The organism is Ornithinimicrobium pratense, assembly GCF_008843165.1.
Classification (GTDB): Bacteria; Actinomycetota; Actinomycetes; order Actinomycetales; family Dermatophilaceae; genus Ornithinicoccus; species Ornithinicoccus pratensis.
In genome coordinates this window covers 3,218,083-3,236,482 of the sequence record NZ_CP044427.1, presented here as the reverse complement: position 1 = coordinate 3,236,482, position 18,400 = coordinate 3,218,083, and the positions used below count along the sequence as shown (strand labels likewise).

The following is an 18,400-nucleotide window of genomic DNA, read 5'->3' as shown; positions in this document are numbered from 1 at the left end:
CGTAGCCTGACCTCGCGACCTCGCGCAGCAAGACGGAAGGCGGGCCCACGACGTGCTGTTGGACCCAAGGTGCAGACCTACGACAGCATCGTGATCGGCGCCGGCCAGGCCGGCCTGTCCACGGCATACCACCTGAAGCGGCTGGGGGTGAGCCCGTTCGTGGTGCTGGACGCCAACGAGGCGGCCGGTGGGGCCTGGCAGCACCGGTGGGACACGCTGACGATGGTCGACGTGCACGGCGTCTCCGACCTGCCGGGGGAGGCGCTGCCCGGGCACGACGGGCAGACACGGGCGAACGAGGTGGTGCCCGGCTATTTCGCCGACTATGAGCGGCGTCACCAGCTGCCCGTCGATCGGCCGGTCGCGGTGACCGCGGTCGAGTCCGTGGACGACGACCCAGCCGGCCTGCTGCGGGTCCGGGCCCGCGGCGCCGCCGGGGACCGGCTGACCCGCACCGTCGTCAACGCGACCGGCACCTGGGACAGCCCGTTCGTGCCCTCCTACCCGGGGATGAGCCAGTTCGAGGGGCGGCAGCTGCATACCGTGCAGTGGGCCGGCCCGGACGAGTTCGCCGGCCGGCGCGTGGTGGTCGTGGGCGGGGGTGCCTCAGCCGTGCAGATCCTGGGTGAGCTGGCCCCGGTCGCCCAGACGATCTGGGTGACGCGACGGGAGCCGGTATGGCGTGCCTCGGAGTTCACCCTCGACGCCGGCCGGAAGGCGGTCGCCCTGGTCGAGGAGCGGGTGGCTCGGGGGCTGCCGCCGCGCAGCGTCGTCGATGTGACCGGGCTCATCCTGCGGCCGCAGGAGGAGCGGGCGCGCCAGCTGGGTGCCTACGAGCGCCGGCCGATGTTCGAGCGGGTCGAGCCGGATGGCGTGCGCTGGGCGGACGGCACGGTGGAGCCGGTCGATGCGATCGTCTGGGCCACCGGCTTTCGGCAGAGCGTGGAGCACCTGGGTCCACTCCAGCTGCGCAGCCCGCACGGCGGGATCCGGCTGCTTGCGCCCTTCGACCGGCACACCTACACCACCGCCGCCCTCGACCACCGGGTCAACCTCGTCGGCTACGGGCCGTCCGCCTCCACGATCGGGGGCAACCGGGCCGGCCGCGTCGCGGCGCGGGCGACCCAGCGGTGGCTGGCCGAGCACCGGACGGGGTGAGACGCGTGGGTGGAGCCGACCTGTCGGCTCCCGGCCGGCTGAAGTTGCCGGCGCTCCCCGTCATCCCGCGGGCTCGGTGACGTCCGCCACCTGCGCCTGCAGGTGCTCCAGGGCGGCGGCGGCGTCGACGGTGACCGCCGCCCCGTGGGCACCGGCCCCCATCGAGATCAGACGTCCGGGTTCCGCGGTCAGCGAGGCGTCGGCCACGACCGGCCACGCGGTCGCGGACCCGAACGGCGTGATCGTCCCGCGCTCGTAACCGGTGGCCACCTGCGCTGTCGCTGCGTCCGGCATCGAGAGCCGATTGACGCCGAGCAGCGCCCGCAGCTTGGGCCAGGAGATCTCCCGGTCGCCGGGGACCAGCACGAAGAGGTAGTCACCCTCTGCCCGCCGCACGACCAGGGTCTTGACGATGTCCCGCGGCTGCACGCCACGCACCCGCGCGGCCTCCTCCAGGCTGCCGACCCGGCCGTGCCTCGTCACCTCATGTGCCAGCCCGGCCCGCTCCAGCGCCGCCAACGCCCGCTCCTCGCCGCTCTGCTCGCTCGACGTGCCCGCCCCCTCCGACCCAGCCGCGTTCATGCTGCCGACTCTACGACCAGGAGTCCTCCGCCCGAGCGCTGAACGGTGAGGCCAACGCCGCAACCAGCCCGGCGGGCGTCATACCCCGGTATGACGCCCGCCCGCCCGCTCCCGCCCGTGGCCGGACGCCCGGTGCCGGGGGACGGGCCTAGGGTCGAGGGCGTGGATCACAATGCGAGACCGAGCCGCCCCCGGGCGTGGTGGGACGCCGCGCAAGCGGGGGCCAAGGACGCGCAGGCGTGGGCCGAGGAGCTGGCCGGTGACCGGGCGGTGATGCTGCGCAGCCTCTTCCCGGACTTCCTGCTGGTCGTGGTCCTGATCGTGCTCAACACGCTGATCTCCGCGACTGCGGGCACCGGCTACTGGCTGGTCGGCGTGCTGCTGCTGCTGCCCCTCGTGGTGCGGCGCAGGTCCCCAGTGGTCGCGGCCCTCGGCGTGGCCGCGGTTTGCCTGTTGCAGGTGTGGGCGCTCGACGGCCCGCACTTCGGCAACATCGCCGTGCCGATCGTCGTCTACAGCGCCGCTGTCTTCGGCACCCATGCACAGTCCCGCGGCGTGCTCCTGCTAGGGCTCTTCGGCTCGGGCGTCGCGGCGCTGGACTGGGCCCGCCTCGAGTCGGGGATGAACTGGCGCTCGGAGCTGCTGTACGCCGCCTTCAACGCCTTCTTCATCGCCATGGTGGTGGCGGTGGCCTGGGTCCTGGGCGACGTCGTGCGCCGCCGCAAGGACGTCGTCGCCAAGCTGGAGCAGCAGAACCGGGCGCTGGCCCGCGACCAGGCCCAGCGCACCCTGCTCGCAGCCCAGGGCGAGCGGGCCTCCATCGCGCGGGAGATGCACGACGTGGTCGCGCACAGCCTGGCTGTCGTGGTGGTGCAGGCCGACGGGGGCCTGTATGCCGCGCGGACCGCCCTCGAGCAGCCGCCCGCCAGCGCACCGGACCGGGCTGCGCTGGAGCGGGCGGCGGCGACCCTGGAGACCCTGGCGCACACCGCCCGCGCGTCGCTGGCCGAGACCCGCAAGCTCGTCGGCGTGCTGCGCGATGAGGGGGCGGGCGCGGAGTACACGCCGCTGCAGGGGCTGGAGTACCTCACCGAGCTGGCGCAGCGGGTCCGGGACTCCGGCCGGGAGGTGCATGTTGCCGTGCGCGGGCGCATCGACGACCTGCCGCGCGAGGTCGACCTGGCCGCCTACCGGGTGGTGCAGGAGTCGCTGACCAATGCGCTCAAGCACGCCGGCCCGGACGCCGTCATCGACGTGGACGTGCTGCGGACCCCGGCGGTGCTGCTCGTGCGCGTCACGGATGACGGGTTCGGGCTGGACCCGAACTCCGACGGCGAGGGCAACGGCATCCTGGGCATGGCCGAGCGGGTGGAGGTGCTGGGCGGCAGCGTCCAGGCGGGCCCCCGGCCGCGCGGCGGCTGGGAGGTGGTCGCCACGCTCCCGGCGCAGGCACAGGCGCAGACGCAGACTCCATCCAGGGGCGTGACGCACGGGCGGGGGAACGGCATACCCTCAGCAGACGTGCCCACCCCAGGAGGACCGCAGTGACCACAGCCCCGGGCGAAGGCCCCATCCGGCTCTTCCTCGTCGACGACCAGGAGCTGGTGCGCGCCGGTTTCCGGATGGTCCTCGACGCGCAGGCTGATATGACCGTGGTCGGGGAGGCCGGCGACGGTGCTGCGGCCCTGGACGCCATCGGCGCGACGCGGCCGGACGTGGTGCTCATGGACATCCGGATGCCGCGTCTGGACGGGGTCGAGGCGACCCGCCGGCTGCAGGAGCGTGACGACCCGGCCCGGGTGCTGGTGCTGACGACGTTCGACCTGGACGAGTACGTCTATGCCGCCCTCAAGGCCGGCGCCTCCGGCTTCCTGCTCAAGGACGCCGGCCCCGCGGAGCTGCTCTTCGCCATCCGCGCGGTGCACGCGGGGGACGCCGCGATGGCGCCGTCGACGACGCGGCGGATGCTGGAGCGGTTCGTGCCTGACCTGCCCGACGCGGGCCAGGAGAACGCCGCCGCACGGCAGCGTCGTGCCGCGACGGCCCGGCTGGCGCCGCTGACCGACCGGGAGCGCGAGGTGCTCGAGGCGGTCGGCCGCGGCCTGACCAACAGTGAGATCGCCGCGGAGCTGTTCCTGGCCGAGGCAACCGTCAAGACCCACATCGGCCGGGTGCTGCACAAGCTCGGCCTGCGTGACCGCGTGCACATGGTGATCACCGCCTACGAGACGGGGCTCGTCGGCCGCCCCGAGTAACCACCCCGACCGGCGACACGCTTTGCCCCCGACCGGCGACACGGTTCGCTCCGACCGACGACACGGTTCGCTCCCGACCGGCGACACGCTTTGCCCCCGACCGGCGACACGGTTCGCTCCGACCGGCGACACGGCGCCGCGTTGCTACCCTGACAGTGGCGCTCCAGCGCCCCGGACGACGGTTCAGTACCCGGTGAGGACAAGACTGGCCACCCCTCTCGTCGACCTTCGTCAGGAGTGAACTGCCCATGGACTGGGCCATCCTCATCGGCGCCGGCGTGCTCGAAGCCGTCTGGGCGACTGCACTCGGAGCCTCTCGCGGCTTGCGTCGACCCCTGCCCACCATCGTCTTCGTCGTCGCCGCCGTCCTCAGCATGTGGGGCCTGGCGGTGGCGATGCAGACCATCCCCACCGGCACGGCGTATGCCGTCTGGACCGCCACGGGTGCCAGTCTCACCGTCCTGTGGGCGATGCTGCGCGGCACCGAGCCGGCCACCCTCGTGCGCGTCCTGCTGCTGCTCGGCATCGTCGCCTGCGTCGTGGGACTCAAGGCGGTGGCCTGACATGGCGTGGGGCATCCTGCTGTTCAGCGCCATCCTGGAGGCGGTCTGGGCCACCGCGCTCGGTGCGTCCGAGGGCCTGACCCGGCCCGTCGCGACCATCGTCTTCCTCATCTTCTGCGTGCTCAGCCTCATCGGTCTGGCCCAGGCCATGCGCTCCATCCCGATCGGCACGGCGTATGCGGTCTGGACCGGCCTGGGTGCCGTCCTCACCGTGACCTGGGCGGCCATCACGGGGGCCGAGCCCCTCACCCCGCTCAAGGTGCTCTTCCTCGCCGGCATCATCGGCTGCGCGGCGGGGCTGAAGTTCACCACCGCCGCTCCGGCCGTTCAGGCCGTGCCGGAGGACCCGCCCCAGGCGAGGTCCAGCTAGGGCTACGGTGCTAGCGGACTGAGGCCGGCCGGCCCCGGCCTCCGTCGAGCCGCCGCCGCGCTGACCGCGGGTGGAGATCGACCAGGCGCACGTCATACCCCGGTCGTAGGGAAGACCACCCAGGTCACGACCGGTGAACGACGTCCGGTGCGCACGGGCAGACCTACGGTTTCACCCATGACGACAACGACTGAGCCGCGACCTGCGGCCACCCTGGCGGCCAGCGCCCTGGACCTGACCAAGACCTACGGCCGCGGGGAGACCGCCGTGCGAGCCCTCGACGGGGTGTCCGTAGGCATCGAGGCGCAGCAGTTCACCGCGATCATGGGGCCCAGCGGCTCCGGCAAGTCCACCCTCATGCACCTGCTCGCGGGGCTGGACAGCCCCACCAGCGGCCGGGTCTTCCTGGGTGACACCGAGCTGACCTCGCTCTCCGACGCGCAGTTGACCAAGGTGCGCCGCCGTGCCGTCGGTTTCGTCTTCCAGGCCTTCAACCTGCTGCCCACGCTCACCGCTCGCCAGAACATCCGCCTCCCGCTGGACCTGGCTGGGCGTGGTGTCGACCCCAGCTGGGAGCAGCTGGTCGTCGACGGCCTGGGCCTGACCGACCGCCTGGGGCACCGCCCCGGCGAGCTGTCCGGAGGGCAGCAGCAGCGGGTGGCGCTGGCGCGTGCGCTGTTGACCCGCCCGGAGGTGATCTTTGCCGACGAGCCGACCGGCGCGCTCGACTCCGCCACCGGCGCCGAGGTGCTCGCCCTGCTGCGTCGCTCGGTCGACCAGTGGGACCAGACGGTGGTCATGGTCACCCACGACCCGAACGCGGCCGCGGTCGCCGACCGGGTCCTGCTGCTTGCTGACGGCCAGATCGCCGGCGAGCTCACGAACCCTGACGTCGACGCCGTCATCGAGGCCGTGCGCGGGCTGGGGCGCGCGTGATGCAGACCTCTGCCATGCCCACGGGCGCCCCGACCGGCAGCGGGCCGCAAGGCACCGGGCCGCACGGCTCCTCAGCCGAGAACTCCCGCCCCGGCCGCTCCTCCCGGGCCTCCGCAGCCTGGATGACCGCCGGGCTCGCCGCCCGTGGCCGCCGGCTGATCTCGGCCGCGATCGCCATCATCATCGGCACCGCCTTCCTGGCCACCAGCCTCATCGTGGTCGCCACCGCCCAGCGCGGCCTGGAGGACGCGGTCGCCACCGGTGTCCGTGACGCCGACCTGGTCGTGGAGATGGAAAACTCGTGGCTGACCATCGAGCAGTACGACGCCGTCGCGGCCGTCGACGGTGTCGCCCAGGTCAGTGGTGATGCCTCGACGTATGCCGAGCGCGGCTCCCAGTACTTCCCCGGCGTCTCGGTCCCGGCGGCCGGCGCGCGCCTGCTCGAGGGCGCCAGCCCGACCGCCGCCGGCGAGATCGCGGTCAACCCGATGGCCGCCGACCACGGCGTGGCGATCGGGGACACGCTGACCGTGACCGGGTCGGAGGACGAGGACGGCGTCGCCAACGACATGGAGGCGACCGTGGTCGGCATCATCGACCCGGGCGAGCTGAGCCAGCTCAGCTACGGCGAGGGCTTCATGGCCACCGACGCCACCCTGCGCGAGCTGGACCCGCAGCTGGGCTACAACTACGCCCAGGTCGAGCTCGCTGAAGGTGCTGACCAGGACACGGTGCGGACCGCGCTGGCCTTGGCTGTGCCGGAGGCCCAGGTGCGCACGGGGCCGGAGGCCGCTGAGGCGCGGGTCGCCGGGCTCACCGGAGAGACCGCCGTGCTGGGCGCGATCCTGCTCGGCTTCGGGGCCGTGGCCCTGGCCACCGCCGCCATCGTCATCGCCAACACCTTCACGATCACCCTGGCCCAGCGCACCGGTGAGCTGGCGCTGCTGCGCTGTATCGGGGCGGCCAAGACCCAGGTGCGCCGGATGGTGCTCCTTGAGGCGCTGCTGCTGGGGGTGCTCGCGTCCGCGGTCGGGGTGCTGGTCGGGCTCGGCGCGGCATGGGGCCTGCTCGCCTTTGCCCGCACGCTGGACATGGGGATCCCGCTCGGCTCCGGCCTGGCGGTCACGGCGCTCGCGGTCGTGCTGCCGCTGGCGGTCGGCACGGCGGTCACGGTGCTGGCCAGCTTGCAGCCGGCCACCCGGGCCACCCGTGTCTCGCCACTGGCCGCGCTGCGGCCCACCGACACCGCCGGGAAGGGACGCCGGGCCGGCTGGGTCCGGCTCGCCCTGGCCGCGCTGCTCGCCGGCGTTGGCCTGGCTGCGATGCTGTATGCCGCCACGAACCGCAACATGCTCGCGGGGGTGGGCGGAGGCCTGATCTCCTTCCTCGGGGTGCTCCTCGCAGCGGTCGTCATCGTGCCGCTCGCCGTCCGCGCCCTCGGCGTGGTGGCACGCCGGACCGGTGTGCCCGGCCGGCTGGCGGTCGACAACGCAGTGCGCAACCCGGGCCGGGCGGCCGCGACCTCCGCAGCCCTGCTCGTGGGGGTCACCCTCATCACGATGACCACGATCGGTGCCGCCACCGGTGAGCGCACCGCCCTGGGCGAGATCGACGACGCCTACACCGTGGACCTCGCCCTCGTTGCCTCCCCCGGCACGGACGAGGACGAGCAGCCTGTGCCCGCCCAGATCCCCCAAGGGGTGGAGGGCCGGGTGCGCGCCCTGGAGGGTGTCGCCGACACCTCGCTGGTCCCCACGGCCCAGCTCACCCTGGGACAGGACTGGCCGGTCCAGGCCCTGGGTCTGGACGAGCAGGACGGCGGCGTCTTCCGCAGCGCCAGTCAACTGGCGACCCTGGAGCCGGGGACCGTGGGTCTGAGTGAGGGCCTGCAGTCGATGTACGGGCTCGAGGGCGGGGACCGTCTCGAGGTCAGCGGGACAGGTGGCAGTCAGGAGATGACGGTCGTCGAGGTCGGTCTGGGCTACAACGTGGCGCTGCACAAGCAGGACCTGTTGGTCCTGGGCGGCGACCAGGTCGGCGAGGGCACCCTGCTGATCCGCGCCGGTGACGACGCCGACCTCGGCGCACTGCTCACCGGGATCCAGGACCTGGGTGAGGACACCCTCTACTACGAGGGGTCCGCCGTGGAGCGCGCCGTCATCACCCAGGTGCTCGACGTGCTGGTGCTGGTCACTACCGCCCTGCTGGGCGTGGCCGTGATCATCGCCGTCGTCGGGATCGCCAACACCCTGTCGCTGTCCGTGGTCGAGCGCCAGCGCGAGCACGCGTTGCTGCGCGGCCTGGGCCTGACCCGGGGGCAGATGCGCTCGATGCTGCTCACCGAGGGCGTGCTGCTGGCGGTCGTCAGCGCGGTGCTCGGGCTGGGGCTGGGTCTGCTCTACGCCTGGCTCGGTGTGCAGACGGTCCTGCCGGAGGGCACCAACGTGCGGCTCGGGATTCCCTGGGCCCGCCTGGGCCTGATCCTCGGCGTCGCACTCCTGGCAGGTCTGCTCGCCAGCGTCCTGCCGGCCCGCCGCGCCGCACGCGTCACCCCGGCCGAAGGGCTTGCCACCGCCTGACCATCCCACCCCACTTACCCCATCCTCGACACCACACCAGTCCCGACAGGACACGCGAGAAGCCCCCACAGGACACGCGGAATGCCACGAGAGGACACGCGGAATGCCACGACAGGACACGCGGTTGATCAGAAGCATCACACCGCCCGATCTCGCTCCGGCACAGGCTGACACCTGAGCAGGAGCTGCGACTGGGGCACCGCCACGAAGGGACGCGTGGCGGGTCACAACCCCAGTAGGCCGAACCGGGAAGGGACACCCGAATCGGCCCAGAGCGCCCGGTCACACCTTGCAGGGGCAGGTGCGGCCGGGCGCTCGTTTGTGTGCTCCCGGCCGACCCCGGACGTCGGGGCCCGATTCCCGCTAACGTTGATCACAGCCCCCGCCAGAGGAGTCGGACCGTGAACGCACCCTGTAAGCATCTCGACCTCGCCCAGGACGTGACCCCTTCGGCCAACGGTTGCGAGGACTGCCTGCGCACCGGTGACTCGTGGGTGCACCTGCGCATCTGTATGGCGTGCGGTCACGTCGGGTGCTGCGACAGCTCCCCGAACCAGCACGCCACCGCGCACTGGCGCGAGCGGCGGGACCACCCTCTGGTCCGCTCCTTCGAGCCCGGCGAGGACTGGTGGTGGTGCTACCCCGACGAGCTCACCTTCCGGGTGCCCGGTGCCGAGCCCGCGCCGTCCTACAACGCCTCCTCATGAGTAGCGCGCCCTGGCCGGCCCTGCCGCTCACCAGCTGGGTCGAGACCCGGGACACGCTGACCCTGTGGCTGCAGACTTACCGTCCCTTGTCGTGCTCAACACTGGATACATCCGGGGGGTAGGCACGAAATCAGCCTGTGAGTGGGGGCAGGTCCGCCGCCCCAGACTCAGCCGACGGAGGGTCGGCCAACGCGCGCAGCCGGCCTTGCAAGCCGCTGGCGCGGACCACCCGGCGCTCGACCGCGGCGCGGACCACGGCCTCGGAGCCCACGACCCGCACCCGCTCCTGAGCCCGGGTCACCGCGGTGTAGAACAGCTCGCGGGTCAGCAGCGCACTGTCCGACTCGGGCAGCAGCACGGTGATCTCCCGCGCCTGGCTGCCCTGCGCCTTGTGGATCGTCATCGCGTGCATCGTCTCGACCTCCCCGAGCCGGCTCGGCGCGAACCGCTGCGCCCCCGACGGTCCCTCGATGACCGCCATCCGCACCGGAGTGCCGTCCGGCCGCTGCGAGGCGACCACCACGCCCGTGTCCCCGTTGAGCACGCCCGTCGCGTAGTCGTTGGCGGTCACCAGCAGCGGCCGCCCGAGGTACATCGGCTCGTAGAAGGTCATCCCCGTCTCCTCGCCGAGCCACACCTCGACCAGCTGGTTCCACGTGCGCACGCCGTGCGGCCCGGCGCGGTGCGCGCACAGCAGCCGGTGCTCGCCCAGCGCCGCCAGCGCAGCCTCGCCGTCGCCCCGCCGGGCGGCGTCCAGCACCGCGCGGGCGTGCCGGGTGAGCACCGGACGCAGGTATGCCGTGTGGTCCGGCTCGTCGTCTCCCACCCATTCGACCTCGGGGCTGCCGGAGGACAGGGCGGCAACGACCGCGTCGGCGTCACCCTGCCGCAGAGCCTCGGCCAGGGCGCCGATCGTGGCGCCGAACCGGTGCACCGTGCGCAGACGGGCGACTGCCACCGGGGGGTTGGAGGCGAGGGCGGTCTCCGCCACCGGGTCCGGCCCTGATGCGCCCGCAGCGGGGGAAGCAGCAGAAGACGCCCCCGCCGCGGGGGAGGCCAAAGGGGATGCGCCCGCCACCAGGTCCGCCAGCACCGCGCCGGCGTCGACGGAGACCAGCTGGTCGGCGTCGCCGACGAGGATCAGCCGCGCGGTGGGTCGCAGCGCCTCCAGCAGCCGGGCCATGTGGGTCAGCGAGACCATCGACGCCTCGTCCACGAGCACCACGTCGTGGGGGAGCCGGTAGGCCCGGTGGTGCCGGAAGCGGGTCCGGCTGTCGGGGCGCCAGCCGAGCAGCCGGTGCAGGGTCGAGGCCTCGACCTGGGCCAGCGGCTCAACGACCGCCCGGGTCGCCGGGTCGGAGGTGCGCGCCAGGATGCCGGCCATCGCCCCGTCGAGGGCGGCCTTGACCCGCGCCGCGGCCTTGCCGGTCGGCGCGGCCAGCCCGACCCGCAGCGGCCGACCTCCCGCAGCCGCAGCCTGCTCGGCCAGCAGCGCCAGCACGCCCGCGACGGTGGTCGTCTTGCCGGTGCCGGGCCCGCCGGTGAGCACGCTAGTGCCGGCCCGGATGGCGACGTCCGCGGCGGCGCGCTGCTCGGCATACCCCTGGCCGGGGAAGATCCGCTGCAGCCCGGCCGCCAGCACCGCCTCGTCGACCGCCGGTGGCTCCAGCGCGGCCCGGGCCTGCAGGTCCTGCACCACCTGCACCTCCTGGTGGTGGTAGCGCTGCAGGTAGACCAGTCCCTGGTCGACGACGAGCGCGCCCTGCGCCACGAGCTTGCTGCCGGCGACGGACTCCACCCAGTCCTGCGGGTCCGGCCACGGCAGGTCGGGCAGGGCCGACGCGCCGTCGGCCGCCAGGTCGGTCAGGTCGATCGCCACCGACCCCGACCGCACCCCGCGCGAGGCCATCGCTACGGCGAGCACGGCGGACTCGTCCTGCTCCCGCGTGATCCGGGCCAGGGTGCGCGCGATGTGCACGTCGGCCGCGGTGATCACCCCCGCCGCGTTGAACTGCCCCAACACGCCCTTGGCGGACAGCGCCAGCCGCCGGTCGAAGTCACCGACCTGCTCGAAGGTCTCCACGATGCTCACCGCTCCGCCCTCCTCATGCCGCTCCCGCCGCGCGCCGACCGTCGAGCAGGTCAGAGACGCCCGTGACCAGCTCCACCGGCGGCCGCCAGGAGAAGACCCCGCACGGGTGCCCGTCGACCACCGGCGTCTGCGGTCCGCACATCCCGCGCAGGTAGAGGTAGAGCACCCCGCCCAGGTGCCGCGCCGGGTCGTAGCCGCGCAGCCGCCACCGCAGGAACCGGTGCGCGACGACGGCATACAGCAGCGCCTGCAGGGGGTAGGAGCTGTGCCCCATGGCCTCATCGAGCTTCTCCGGGCGGTAGTCGGCCGCGGTCAACGGCTGCTCCGGACGCCCCAGCCAGTTGGTCTTGTAGTCCACGACCAAGTAGCGCCCGCCCGTGCGCAGCACCACGTCGACCGACCCGGTCAGGTAGCCGCGCAGCTCCTGCCCGCCCAGCTCGGGGTTGCCCTCGAGCACGTCGGCCCAGCCGCGGACGGGGTCTCCCGGGCGCAGGTGGGCACGCAGCAGCGGCACGAGGTCGCCCAGCACGACCGGGGGGTATGCCGTGCCGCCTGGTCCGGCGCCCCTCTCGCCCGAGCCCTTCTCGCCCGAGCCCCGCTCGCCGGCGCCCGGCGCGCCTGAGCCGTGCCCACTTCCCGGTCCGCCCGAGCCACGCCCCTGTTTTGGACCGCCACCGGCCCCCCGCCGCAGGTCACCGCCACCCAGCGGCAGCTCGAAGTCCAGCTCGGTCAGCCGGCCGGCCCGGCCGATGTCGCGCAGCGTTGCGTTGCCGGCGAGCGGTCCCAACGGGGTGTCGCAGACCGCGACCAGAGCCTCGGCGAGCGACTCCTCCCCGCCCTCCCCGAGGTCGACGGGCCACAGCACCTTCTGCTCGCGAATGTGCTCCAGCAACTCCGCGTGCAAGTCGTCGGCCTGAGGGTCGGCGTCTTCGAGGACCCCGTGCACCAGCGAGCCGAACGTCGCCCCGACCGGCAGCTCGGCCATCGGTGAAGGCACCTCCGCACCCGGCACCGCCGCCTCCAGACCCGGCAGCGCCGGCGTCCCCTCGACCACCGGGTCGACAGCGTCCGGCTCGTCTTCGCGCGGCACGACCTCGGGCTCGCTGCCGACCCCCGCGAGCTGCTCGTCCTGCGGGGTGGACAGCGCGGTGTAGGAGGTGCGGCGCCAGCCGGTGTCGACCTGCCGGGTCCAGGTCGCCAGCCGCAGCTCTGGCGCTGGCGGCACGGGCACCTCGGGCACCTCGGCCGCCGGGTCGGCCGGCTCCAGCACGAAGGCGCCTTCGGCGGCCCACTGCCTGAGCCGCTCACCGGCCTGGTCGTCGCGACGCGGCACAGCGACCCGGTCCGGCACCGGTCCCTCCCCGGGAGCGCGGCCGAAGAGCACCCGGTGCAGCGCGGAGTTCGCGGAGTTGCTGCACGGCGCCCACCACGTCACGACCTGCGACTGGGCCCGGGTCAGCGCCACGTAGAGCAGCCGCAGCGACTCCCCGGAGTCCTCGTCCTTGTGCGCGCGCACTGAGGCGTCCCAGCCCGGGTTGCCGGCCGCCCCGCCGACGTCGAGGCAGCGTGTCCGGGCGGGCGGCTCCTCGTGCAGGAGCGGGATGTCCGGCACGTCGCTGACCCACCGGTCGGTCAGGCTGGGCAGGTAGACGACGGGGTACTGCAGCCCCTTGCTCCCGTGGATCGTCACCAGCTGCACCGCCGCGGCGTCGCTGTCCAGCCGCCGGGTCCGCGCTCCTGAGGACTGCGGGGCGTCCTCGGTCATGCCGGCGCGCAGCCACTCCAGCAGGGCGACCAGCCCCAGCTGGTCACGCCGGCCGACCTCGTGCAGCAGCTGCGCCACGTGCCGCAGGTCGGTCAGGACCCGCTCGCCGCCCACCCGGCCCAGCACCCGGGCCGGCAGGCCGGCGACGGTGAGCAGCTCCAGCACGGCAGCGACATCCTGGCGGGCGTAGACGTGCGCCAGCTCGCGGCAGCGCTGCGCCAGCTCGTCGTCGAGGTCGGCGCCGCCGGTGTCGAGCTGTGGCACCGCGTAGCCGAGCAGGTCGGTGAGCGCCGCTGCCCGCGTCAGCAGCGCGCGGTGGGGCGCCACCATCGCCTCCAGCAGCGCCAGCCAGTCGTGCGCCGCCTGGCTGTGCAGGACGGTCGACCCCCCGGTGCTGACGGCCGGTATGCCGAGCGCGTGCAGGGCGCGCTGCGCCTCGGCCAGGTCCTTGCCCTTGTGGGCGATGACCGCGATGTCCCGGGCCTGGACCGGGCGGCCGTCGAAGGTGGCGTCGGAGGCCAGGAGCGCGGCGACGTCCTGGGCTAGGTCCCGGGCGATGAAGGGCCGCACCGCACCCATCCGGCTGTCGCCGCCTAGGTGGTCCTTGAGCAGCACCTGCCGCACCCGGACGGGCGCGGTGTTCGGGGCCCCGGCGAGACGGGTGGCGGGTCGGTGGGCGCTCACCGGGTGGACCGCGATCTGCTTGTCGCCGAGCTGGGCGCCACCCAGCAGCGTGCCGAGGGCGTCGACGACGCCGGCGTCGGAGCGGTAGTTGCGGGGCAGCGTGCGCTGGTCGACCGCCGTGGCCGCCGCCTGCAGGTAGGTGACGACGTCGCCGCCGCGGAAGGCGTAGATCGCCTGCTTGGGGTCGCCGATGAGCACCATCGCGTGCGCGTGGCCGGAGAAGGCGCGATCCAGCACCTGCCACTGGACCGGGTCGGTGTCCTGGAACTCGTCGACGAGCACCACCCGCCAGCGCGCCCGCATCCGGGCCCGGGCGGGAGAGCCCTCGTCCTTGAGTGCCTCGGCCAGCTGGCTGAGCAGGTCGTTGTAGTGCATCACCTGCAGCCGGCGCTTGCGCACGTCCATCTCCTCGCGGACCGCCTTGGCGAAGCGGACCCGCCGGTCAGGGGCGCTGCCCCGCTCAGCGATCGTCGGGCGCAGCTCGGCGTGGGTGTCGTCGATGACGCGGCGGGCGATCTTCAGTGCGTCCCCTCGGGAGAACAGGGGCGCCGCCTCGTCCTTCATGAAGCCGCGCAGGTAGATGTCGTCGACCACCTCGACGAGCAGCTCGTCGAGATCCTCGACGAGGGTGGCGGAGGCGTCGGTCGTGCCGGCGACACCGAGGCTGCGCAGCACCTGCTGGCAGAACTGGTGCGTGGTGGCGATGGTGGCGGCGTCGAGGTTGGACAGCGCCGCGCGCAGCCGGGTGCGGCGGGCCGCCACCTCGTCCGGGTCACCGGCGAGGAGCAGGGTGAGCAGCTCGTCACGCTCCTGCTCCGGGGGCGGGTCCGCCAGGGCTCGCTCGGCGGCGTCCAGCTGCTCCCGGACCCGGGCGCGCAGCTCCTGGGAGGCGGCCCGGCCGAAGGTGACGACCAGCATCTCGGGCAGGGTGGCGACGCCCTCGGCGACGTAGCGGGTGACCAGGGCCGCGATCGTCCACGTCTTGCCGGTGCCGGCACTCGCCTCGAGCAGCACGGTGCCCTGCGGCAACGGGTCGGTGATGGAGAACTGGCGCATCGTCATACCCGCTCCAACCGCTCTGCCCCGCGCAGCACCGGCGCCCACACCCGCAGGGCGAGCTGGCCCAGGCGCGAGTCGACCCCGGGGGTCCAGCGCTCGTCGTCGTCCGGGACGCCCAGGACCGCGGTGAGGGGCACGGAGTCACCGTGGACGTAGCGGACGCTGGGGTCGTCCTGCTCCTTGGGGAAGGCGCTGTCGAAGGTGTCGTTGGTCTTCCACTCCCGCTCCGCGTCCATGGTCGCCGCAGCCTGGTCGCCCGGGCCGGAGAGCCAGGCCTGGGCCCACCGCAGCGAGGTCTTGGGGGACAGCGGCAGCGGCTCGCACAGCCCCCGGTCGCGCAGGTCGACGAGCTGCTCGAGCAGGTCCAGGGCGGCCTGCGGCTCGTGAGGGCCGTGAGTGGCCAGGACGTAGCCCTTGGCGCGGCCCCAGCGGTAGCGGCCGATGACGTGGCTGCTGGCCTCCTGACCCAGCGCGGCGGCCAGGGCGAGGGAGGTGATCCACGAGCGCAGCCGCTGCTTGGCGGCGACGGTGGAGTAGGTGACCTCCAGGGCCCGCTGGCCGACCATCCCCGGCACGGTGCCGACCAGACGCCGGCCGCTGGGCAGGGTGAGGTCGACGTCGAGGGCCTCGCGGGGCAGCGGCTGGCCCAGCCCGCCGAGCCCGGTCGTGCGCCACGTCGCCTCGCAGAGGGCCTGGACGTTGCGGGTGATGTCGTCCAGGACCCGGGTGCCCAGCTCGAACGGCGGCAGCTCGCCCCGCCAGTGCTCGGCGTCGAAGGTGGCGACGGGGTCGCGACCGCCCAGCACCGCGGACAGGATGCGGTCGCCGACCGCCCAGGCGGCCAGCCCGTCCAGCTCGATGGGAATGCCCTCGCCCCGGATCTCCGGCACCTCAGGAAGGATCAGGCCGAGCCGGGAGCGCAGGAACGCGCGGGCGGGGTTGTCGAAGAAGCGGATCAGCTCGCCGAGGTCCACGTCGGCCTCGGTGTCGACCGGGGTCAGGCGGTGGCGGGCGACCGGCTCCGGGCCGGTGCGCTCCTCGACCGCCGCCCTGGCACCGGCCAGCGCCGCCGGGTCGAAGCTGAACGGCGCATCACCCGGCGGCAGCGCCGGCCGCCCCTCGTCCACGGCGCCGAGGTTGCGCACGTCGAACGGCTGCAGCGGGTGCGCGGTGACCACCCGGTCCGCGCCCTCCGGGGAGGCGGTCCGGCGCACGGCGTCGAGCAGCTCGCCGAGCGGCACTGCCGGCGGGCGCTCCTGGCCTGAGTGCTCGTCGAAGCCGGTGTAGGTGATGACCAGCGTCTCCCCGGCCGACATCACCGCGTCCAGCAGCAGCTGCCGGTCCTCCCCCCTCAGGTCGCGCTCGCCGGTGACCGGCCGCCGGGCCAGGGCGTCGTCACCGTCGGGGGTGGTCGAGCGGGGGAAGACACCGTCGTCGAGGCCGACCAGGGCCACGACCCGGTGCGGGACCGAGCGCATCGGCACCATCGTGCAGACGGTGAGCGTGCCGGTGCGGAAGTTGGCCCGGGTGGCGCGGCCCGCGGCCTGCTCGCCCAGCAGGGCGTGCACGTCGGACAGCGACAACGACAACGACATCGCGCTCCCGCGTCCCGCGCTCTGGGAGGCGCCCCCGCGCCCGGCCCCGCCGCCGGCCGCCGCACCCCCGCCGCCGGCCGCCGCACCCCCGCGCGTGGCCGCCGTCTCGAGCCGGTCCAGTTCCCGCTCGAGCTGGGCGAGCTGCCAGGCGTCCCGGTATGCCGTGTCCGCCAGCCCGAACACACCCTCCTTGAGCAGGCGCACCCACTCGACGACGGTGTCGGCGGCACGCAGCCCCCGCACGGTGTGCGCCAGCCGGTCGACGAGCTCGGCCAGCCGGCCGGCCAGGTCGAGGTCGCCGCTGTCGAGGTCGTCGAGGGCCAGGGTCTGGCCCAGGTGGTCGGTGTCCTCGCCGTCGACGGCGGCCCCGACGAGCAACCGGTCCAGCGCGACCTGCCAGGTGTTCTGGGTCAGGTGGGGCAGCTGGTAGCCGGCCCGGTGCTCGGCGTCCAGCCCCCACCGCACGGCGGTCGACTTCACCCAGTCGCCCAGTCGCTCCAGGTCGTCGTCGTCGAGCCCGAAGCGGTGCCGCACCGGCGCCGCCCGGGCCAGGTCGAGCACCTCGCTGGCCGTGACCCGCCCACCCGCCAGCTCCAGCAGCCGGGTGGCCAGGCCGAGCAGCGGGTTGGTCTGCACCGGAGCGCGGTCGGCCAGCCGCACCCGCAGCCCGTGCGCGGGGTGGGCGGGCTCCTCGCGCACCACCTCGCCGAGGCCGAAGCCGGCGTGCACGAGCGGGGCGTAGGCGTCGATGTCGGGGCACATGACCAGGACGTCCCGCGGCTCGAGCGTGGGGTCGTCCTCCAGCAGCTGGGCCAGGACGTCGCGCAGCACCTCCACCTGCCGTGACTGCCCGTGGCATGCATGGACCTGCACGCTGCGGTCGGTCACCGGCACCTGACGCGCCGCGCGCTCGGTCTCGTCGGGGACATGGTCGGCGGCGAGGTCTGACTGCAGCAGGTGCAGGAGGGAATGCGGCCCGCCGTGCCCGGCCCCAGCGCCCGTGCCCGCCACGCCAAGCTCGCCAGCGCCGTCGACCACCCGCTCCTGCCCACCGGCGATGGCCAAGGTCCGCTGCAGCTCGCGCGAATCCCGCCCCAGGCTGGCCAGCAACGGGTGCCGCACCAGCAGCGCGCTATCGTCCGCCTCGCGCGCGACCGGCCCCTGCGCGGCCACCGACGCCAGACGGTCCCACGCCGCGGGGGAGGCCTGCGGCAGCCAGAGGTGGACGTCGAGATGCTCGCCGAGCGCGGCCACCACCTCGACCTCGGACCGGGCGATCCGGGTGTGCCCGAAGAGTGAGAGCCGGCCCGGCAGGACCAGCTCGCCCTGCCGTCCGCCACCCAGCGGGCCCAGCGCGCCGGCGCCCTGCTCGCGCAGCAGCCGCACGACCCGGCCCGCGCGCTCGTCGGGGGTCTGCCCACCCACCTGGTCCACGACCCGGCGCCACAGCTCGGGCTGCCAGGCCAGGTCCTCGTCAAGCTGCCCGCCGTGCCCGTCCCCGGCGCCGCCGGCGCGCCAGTCGGCCAGCATCGTGGGCCGCTGGGCGGCGTAGTCGGCGAAGAGGCCGGCGAGGCGTCGGGCCACGGCATACCTCCGGCCGTTGCGCAGCTCGCGCTCCACCCCGGTGAGGCCGTGGCCGAGGTGGGTGGCGAGCGTGGCCGCCCACGGCTCGCCGAGGCTGGCGTCGACCACCCGCAGCAGCGGCCAGGCCAGCTGGTCGGGATGCCACGGGTCGTCGCGCTCCACGCCGAGCACCATCGCGACTAGGGAGTGCGGCGTGAGGAAGCGCACCCCCGCGCACACGCCGTCGTCACCGTCCCCCGCGCCGAGCCGGTGCGAGAGCCGCTGCGCCAGCCACCGCTCGACCCCGCGCGTCGGCACCGCGACGACCTCCTCGGCGAACGGGTCCTCCAGCGGGTCCGCGAGGAGCTCGGCCAGGCCGTGGGCCAGCACGTCGGTGCTGCGGCCACGGTGCACGAACAGGGTCACGCAGCGACCTTAACCGGGGCCACCGACAGGGCCGGCCCCGCCACGGGGGGCCACCACGGGCCCAGG

Annotated in this window: 12 protein-coding genes and 1 riboswitch; of the genes, 8 read left to right on the top strand and 4 right to left on the bottom strand. The window is 74.0% G+C overall.

Translation table 11 applies throughout. The features are described from left to right. Positions 1-69 precede the first annotated feature (69 nt). Positions 70-1,158 (top strand): NAD(P)-binding domain-containing protein, encoded by a 1,089-nt coding sequence (locus FY030_RS14900; protein ID WP_158062311.1) that lies wholly within the window; start codon positions 70-72, stop codon positions 1,156-1,158. Positions 1,159-1,218: 60 nt separating this feature from the next. On the opposite strand, the gene FY030_RS14895 is transcribed toward FY030_RS14900, so the two are convergent. Next, positions 1,219-1,740, bottom strand: coding sequence for an aminoacyl-tRNA deacylase (locus FY030_RS14895; protein ID WP_158062310.1), 522 nt, complete (start codon positions 1,738-1,740; stop codon positions 1,219-1,221). A 162-nt stretch (positions 1,741-1,902) separates the two neighbouring features. Here FY030_RS14895 and FY030_RS14890 point away from each other — a divergent pair, with 162 nt between their 5' ends. The 7 genes from FY030_RS14890 to FY030_RS14860 all read left to right on the top strand — a co-directional run bounded on the left by FY030_RS14890 (position 1,903) and on the right by FY030_RS14860 (position 9,150). Then, the gene (locus FY030_RS14890; protein ID WP_158062309.1) at positions 1,903-3,288 is read left to right on the top strand and encodes a sensor histidine kinase; all 1,386 of its coding nucleotides are present in this window, start codon (positions 1,903-1,905) and stop codon (positions 3,286-3,288) included. A gap of 74 nt (positions 3,289-3,362) precedes the next feature. Next, positions 3,363-3,995, top strand: coding sequence for a response regulator (locus tag FY030_RS14885; RefSeq protein ID WP_158062869.1), 633 nt, complete (start codon positions 3,363-3,365; stop codon positions 3,993-3,995). Between the two features lie 152 nt (positions 3,996-4,147). After that, a riboswitch (guanidine-III (ykkC-III) riboswitch) is annotated at positions 4,148-4,209 on the top strand. A gap of 34 nt (positions 4,210-4,243) precedes the next feature. Then, positions 4,244-4,558, top strand: a complete 315-nt coding sequence (locus FY030_RS14880; protein ID WP_158062308.1) for a DMT family transporter — start codon at positions 4,244-4,246, stop codon at positions 4,556-4,558. Position 4,559: 1 nt separating this feature from the next. Next, positions 4,560-4,928: a DMT family transporter gene (locus tag FY030_RS14875; protein ID WP_158062307.1), complete on the top strand. Its 369-nt coding sequence runs from the start codon at positions 4,560-4,562 to the stop codon at positions 4,926-4,928. 177 nt (positions 4,929-5,105) lie between these two features. Then, the gene (locus FY030_RS14870; RefSeq protein ID WP_158062306.1) at positions 5,106-5,864 is read left to right on the top strand and encodes an ABC transporter ATP-binding protein; all 759 of its coding nucleotides are present in this window, start codon (positions 5,106-5,108) and stop codon (positions 5,862-5,864) included. A gap of 14 nt (positions 5,865-5,878) precedes the next feature. Next, complete coding sequence (locus tag FY030_RS14865) at positions 5,879-8,443, top strand: FtsX-like permease family protein (RefSeq protein WP_158062305.1); 2,565 nt, start codon at positions 5,879-5,881, stop codon at positions 8,441-8,443. A 401-nt stretch (positions 8,444-8,844) separates the two neighbouring features. Further along, on the top strand, positions 8,845-9,150 hold the full coding sequence (locus FY030_RS14860) for a UBP-type zinc finger domain-containing protein (protein WP_158062304.1): 306 nt from the start codon (positions 8,845-8,847) through the stop codon (positions 9,148-9,150). Between the two features lie 130 nt (positions 9,151-9,280). Here the strand turns inward: FY030_RS14860 and recD are convergent, their stop codons facing one another. The 3 genes from recD to FY030_RS14845 are packed head-to-tail and all read right to left on the bottom strand — an operon-like array spanning position 9,281 to position 18,334. Next, positions 9,281-11,242 carry an exodeoxyribonuclease V subunit alpha gene (recD, locus tag FY030_RS14855; RefSeq protein WP_158062303.1) on the bottom strand — a complete coding sequence of 654 codons (1,962 nt, stop codon included), beginning with the start codon at positions 11,240-11,242 and terminating at the stop codon, positions 9,281-9,283. Positions 11,243-11,255: 13 nt separating this feature from the next. Further along, a complete protein-coding gene (locus FY030_RS14850) occupies positions 11,256-14,753 on the bottom strand; it encodes a UvrD-helicase domain-containing protein (RefSeq protein ID WP_158062302.1) in 3,498 nt (1,165 codons plus the stop codon). Next, the gene (locus FY030_RS14845) at positions 14,750-18,334 is read right to left on the bottom strand and encodes an exodeoxyribonuclease V subunit gamma (protein WP_158062301.1); all 3,585 of its coding nucleotides are present in this window, start codon (positions 18,332-18,334) and stop codon (positions 14,750-14,752) included. The genes FY030_RS14850 and FY030_RS14845 overlap by 4 nt, the downstream gene beginning before the upstream one ends. Positions 18,335-18,400 lie beyond the last annotated feature (66 nt).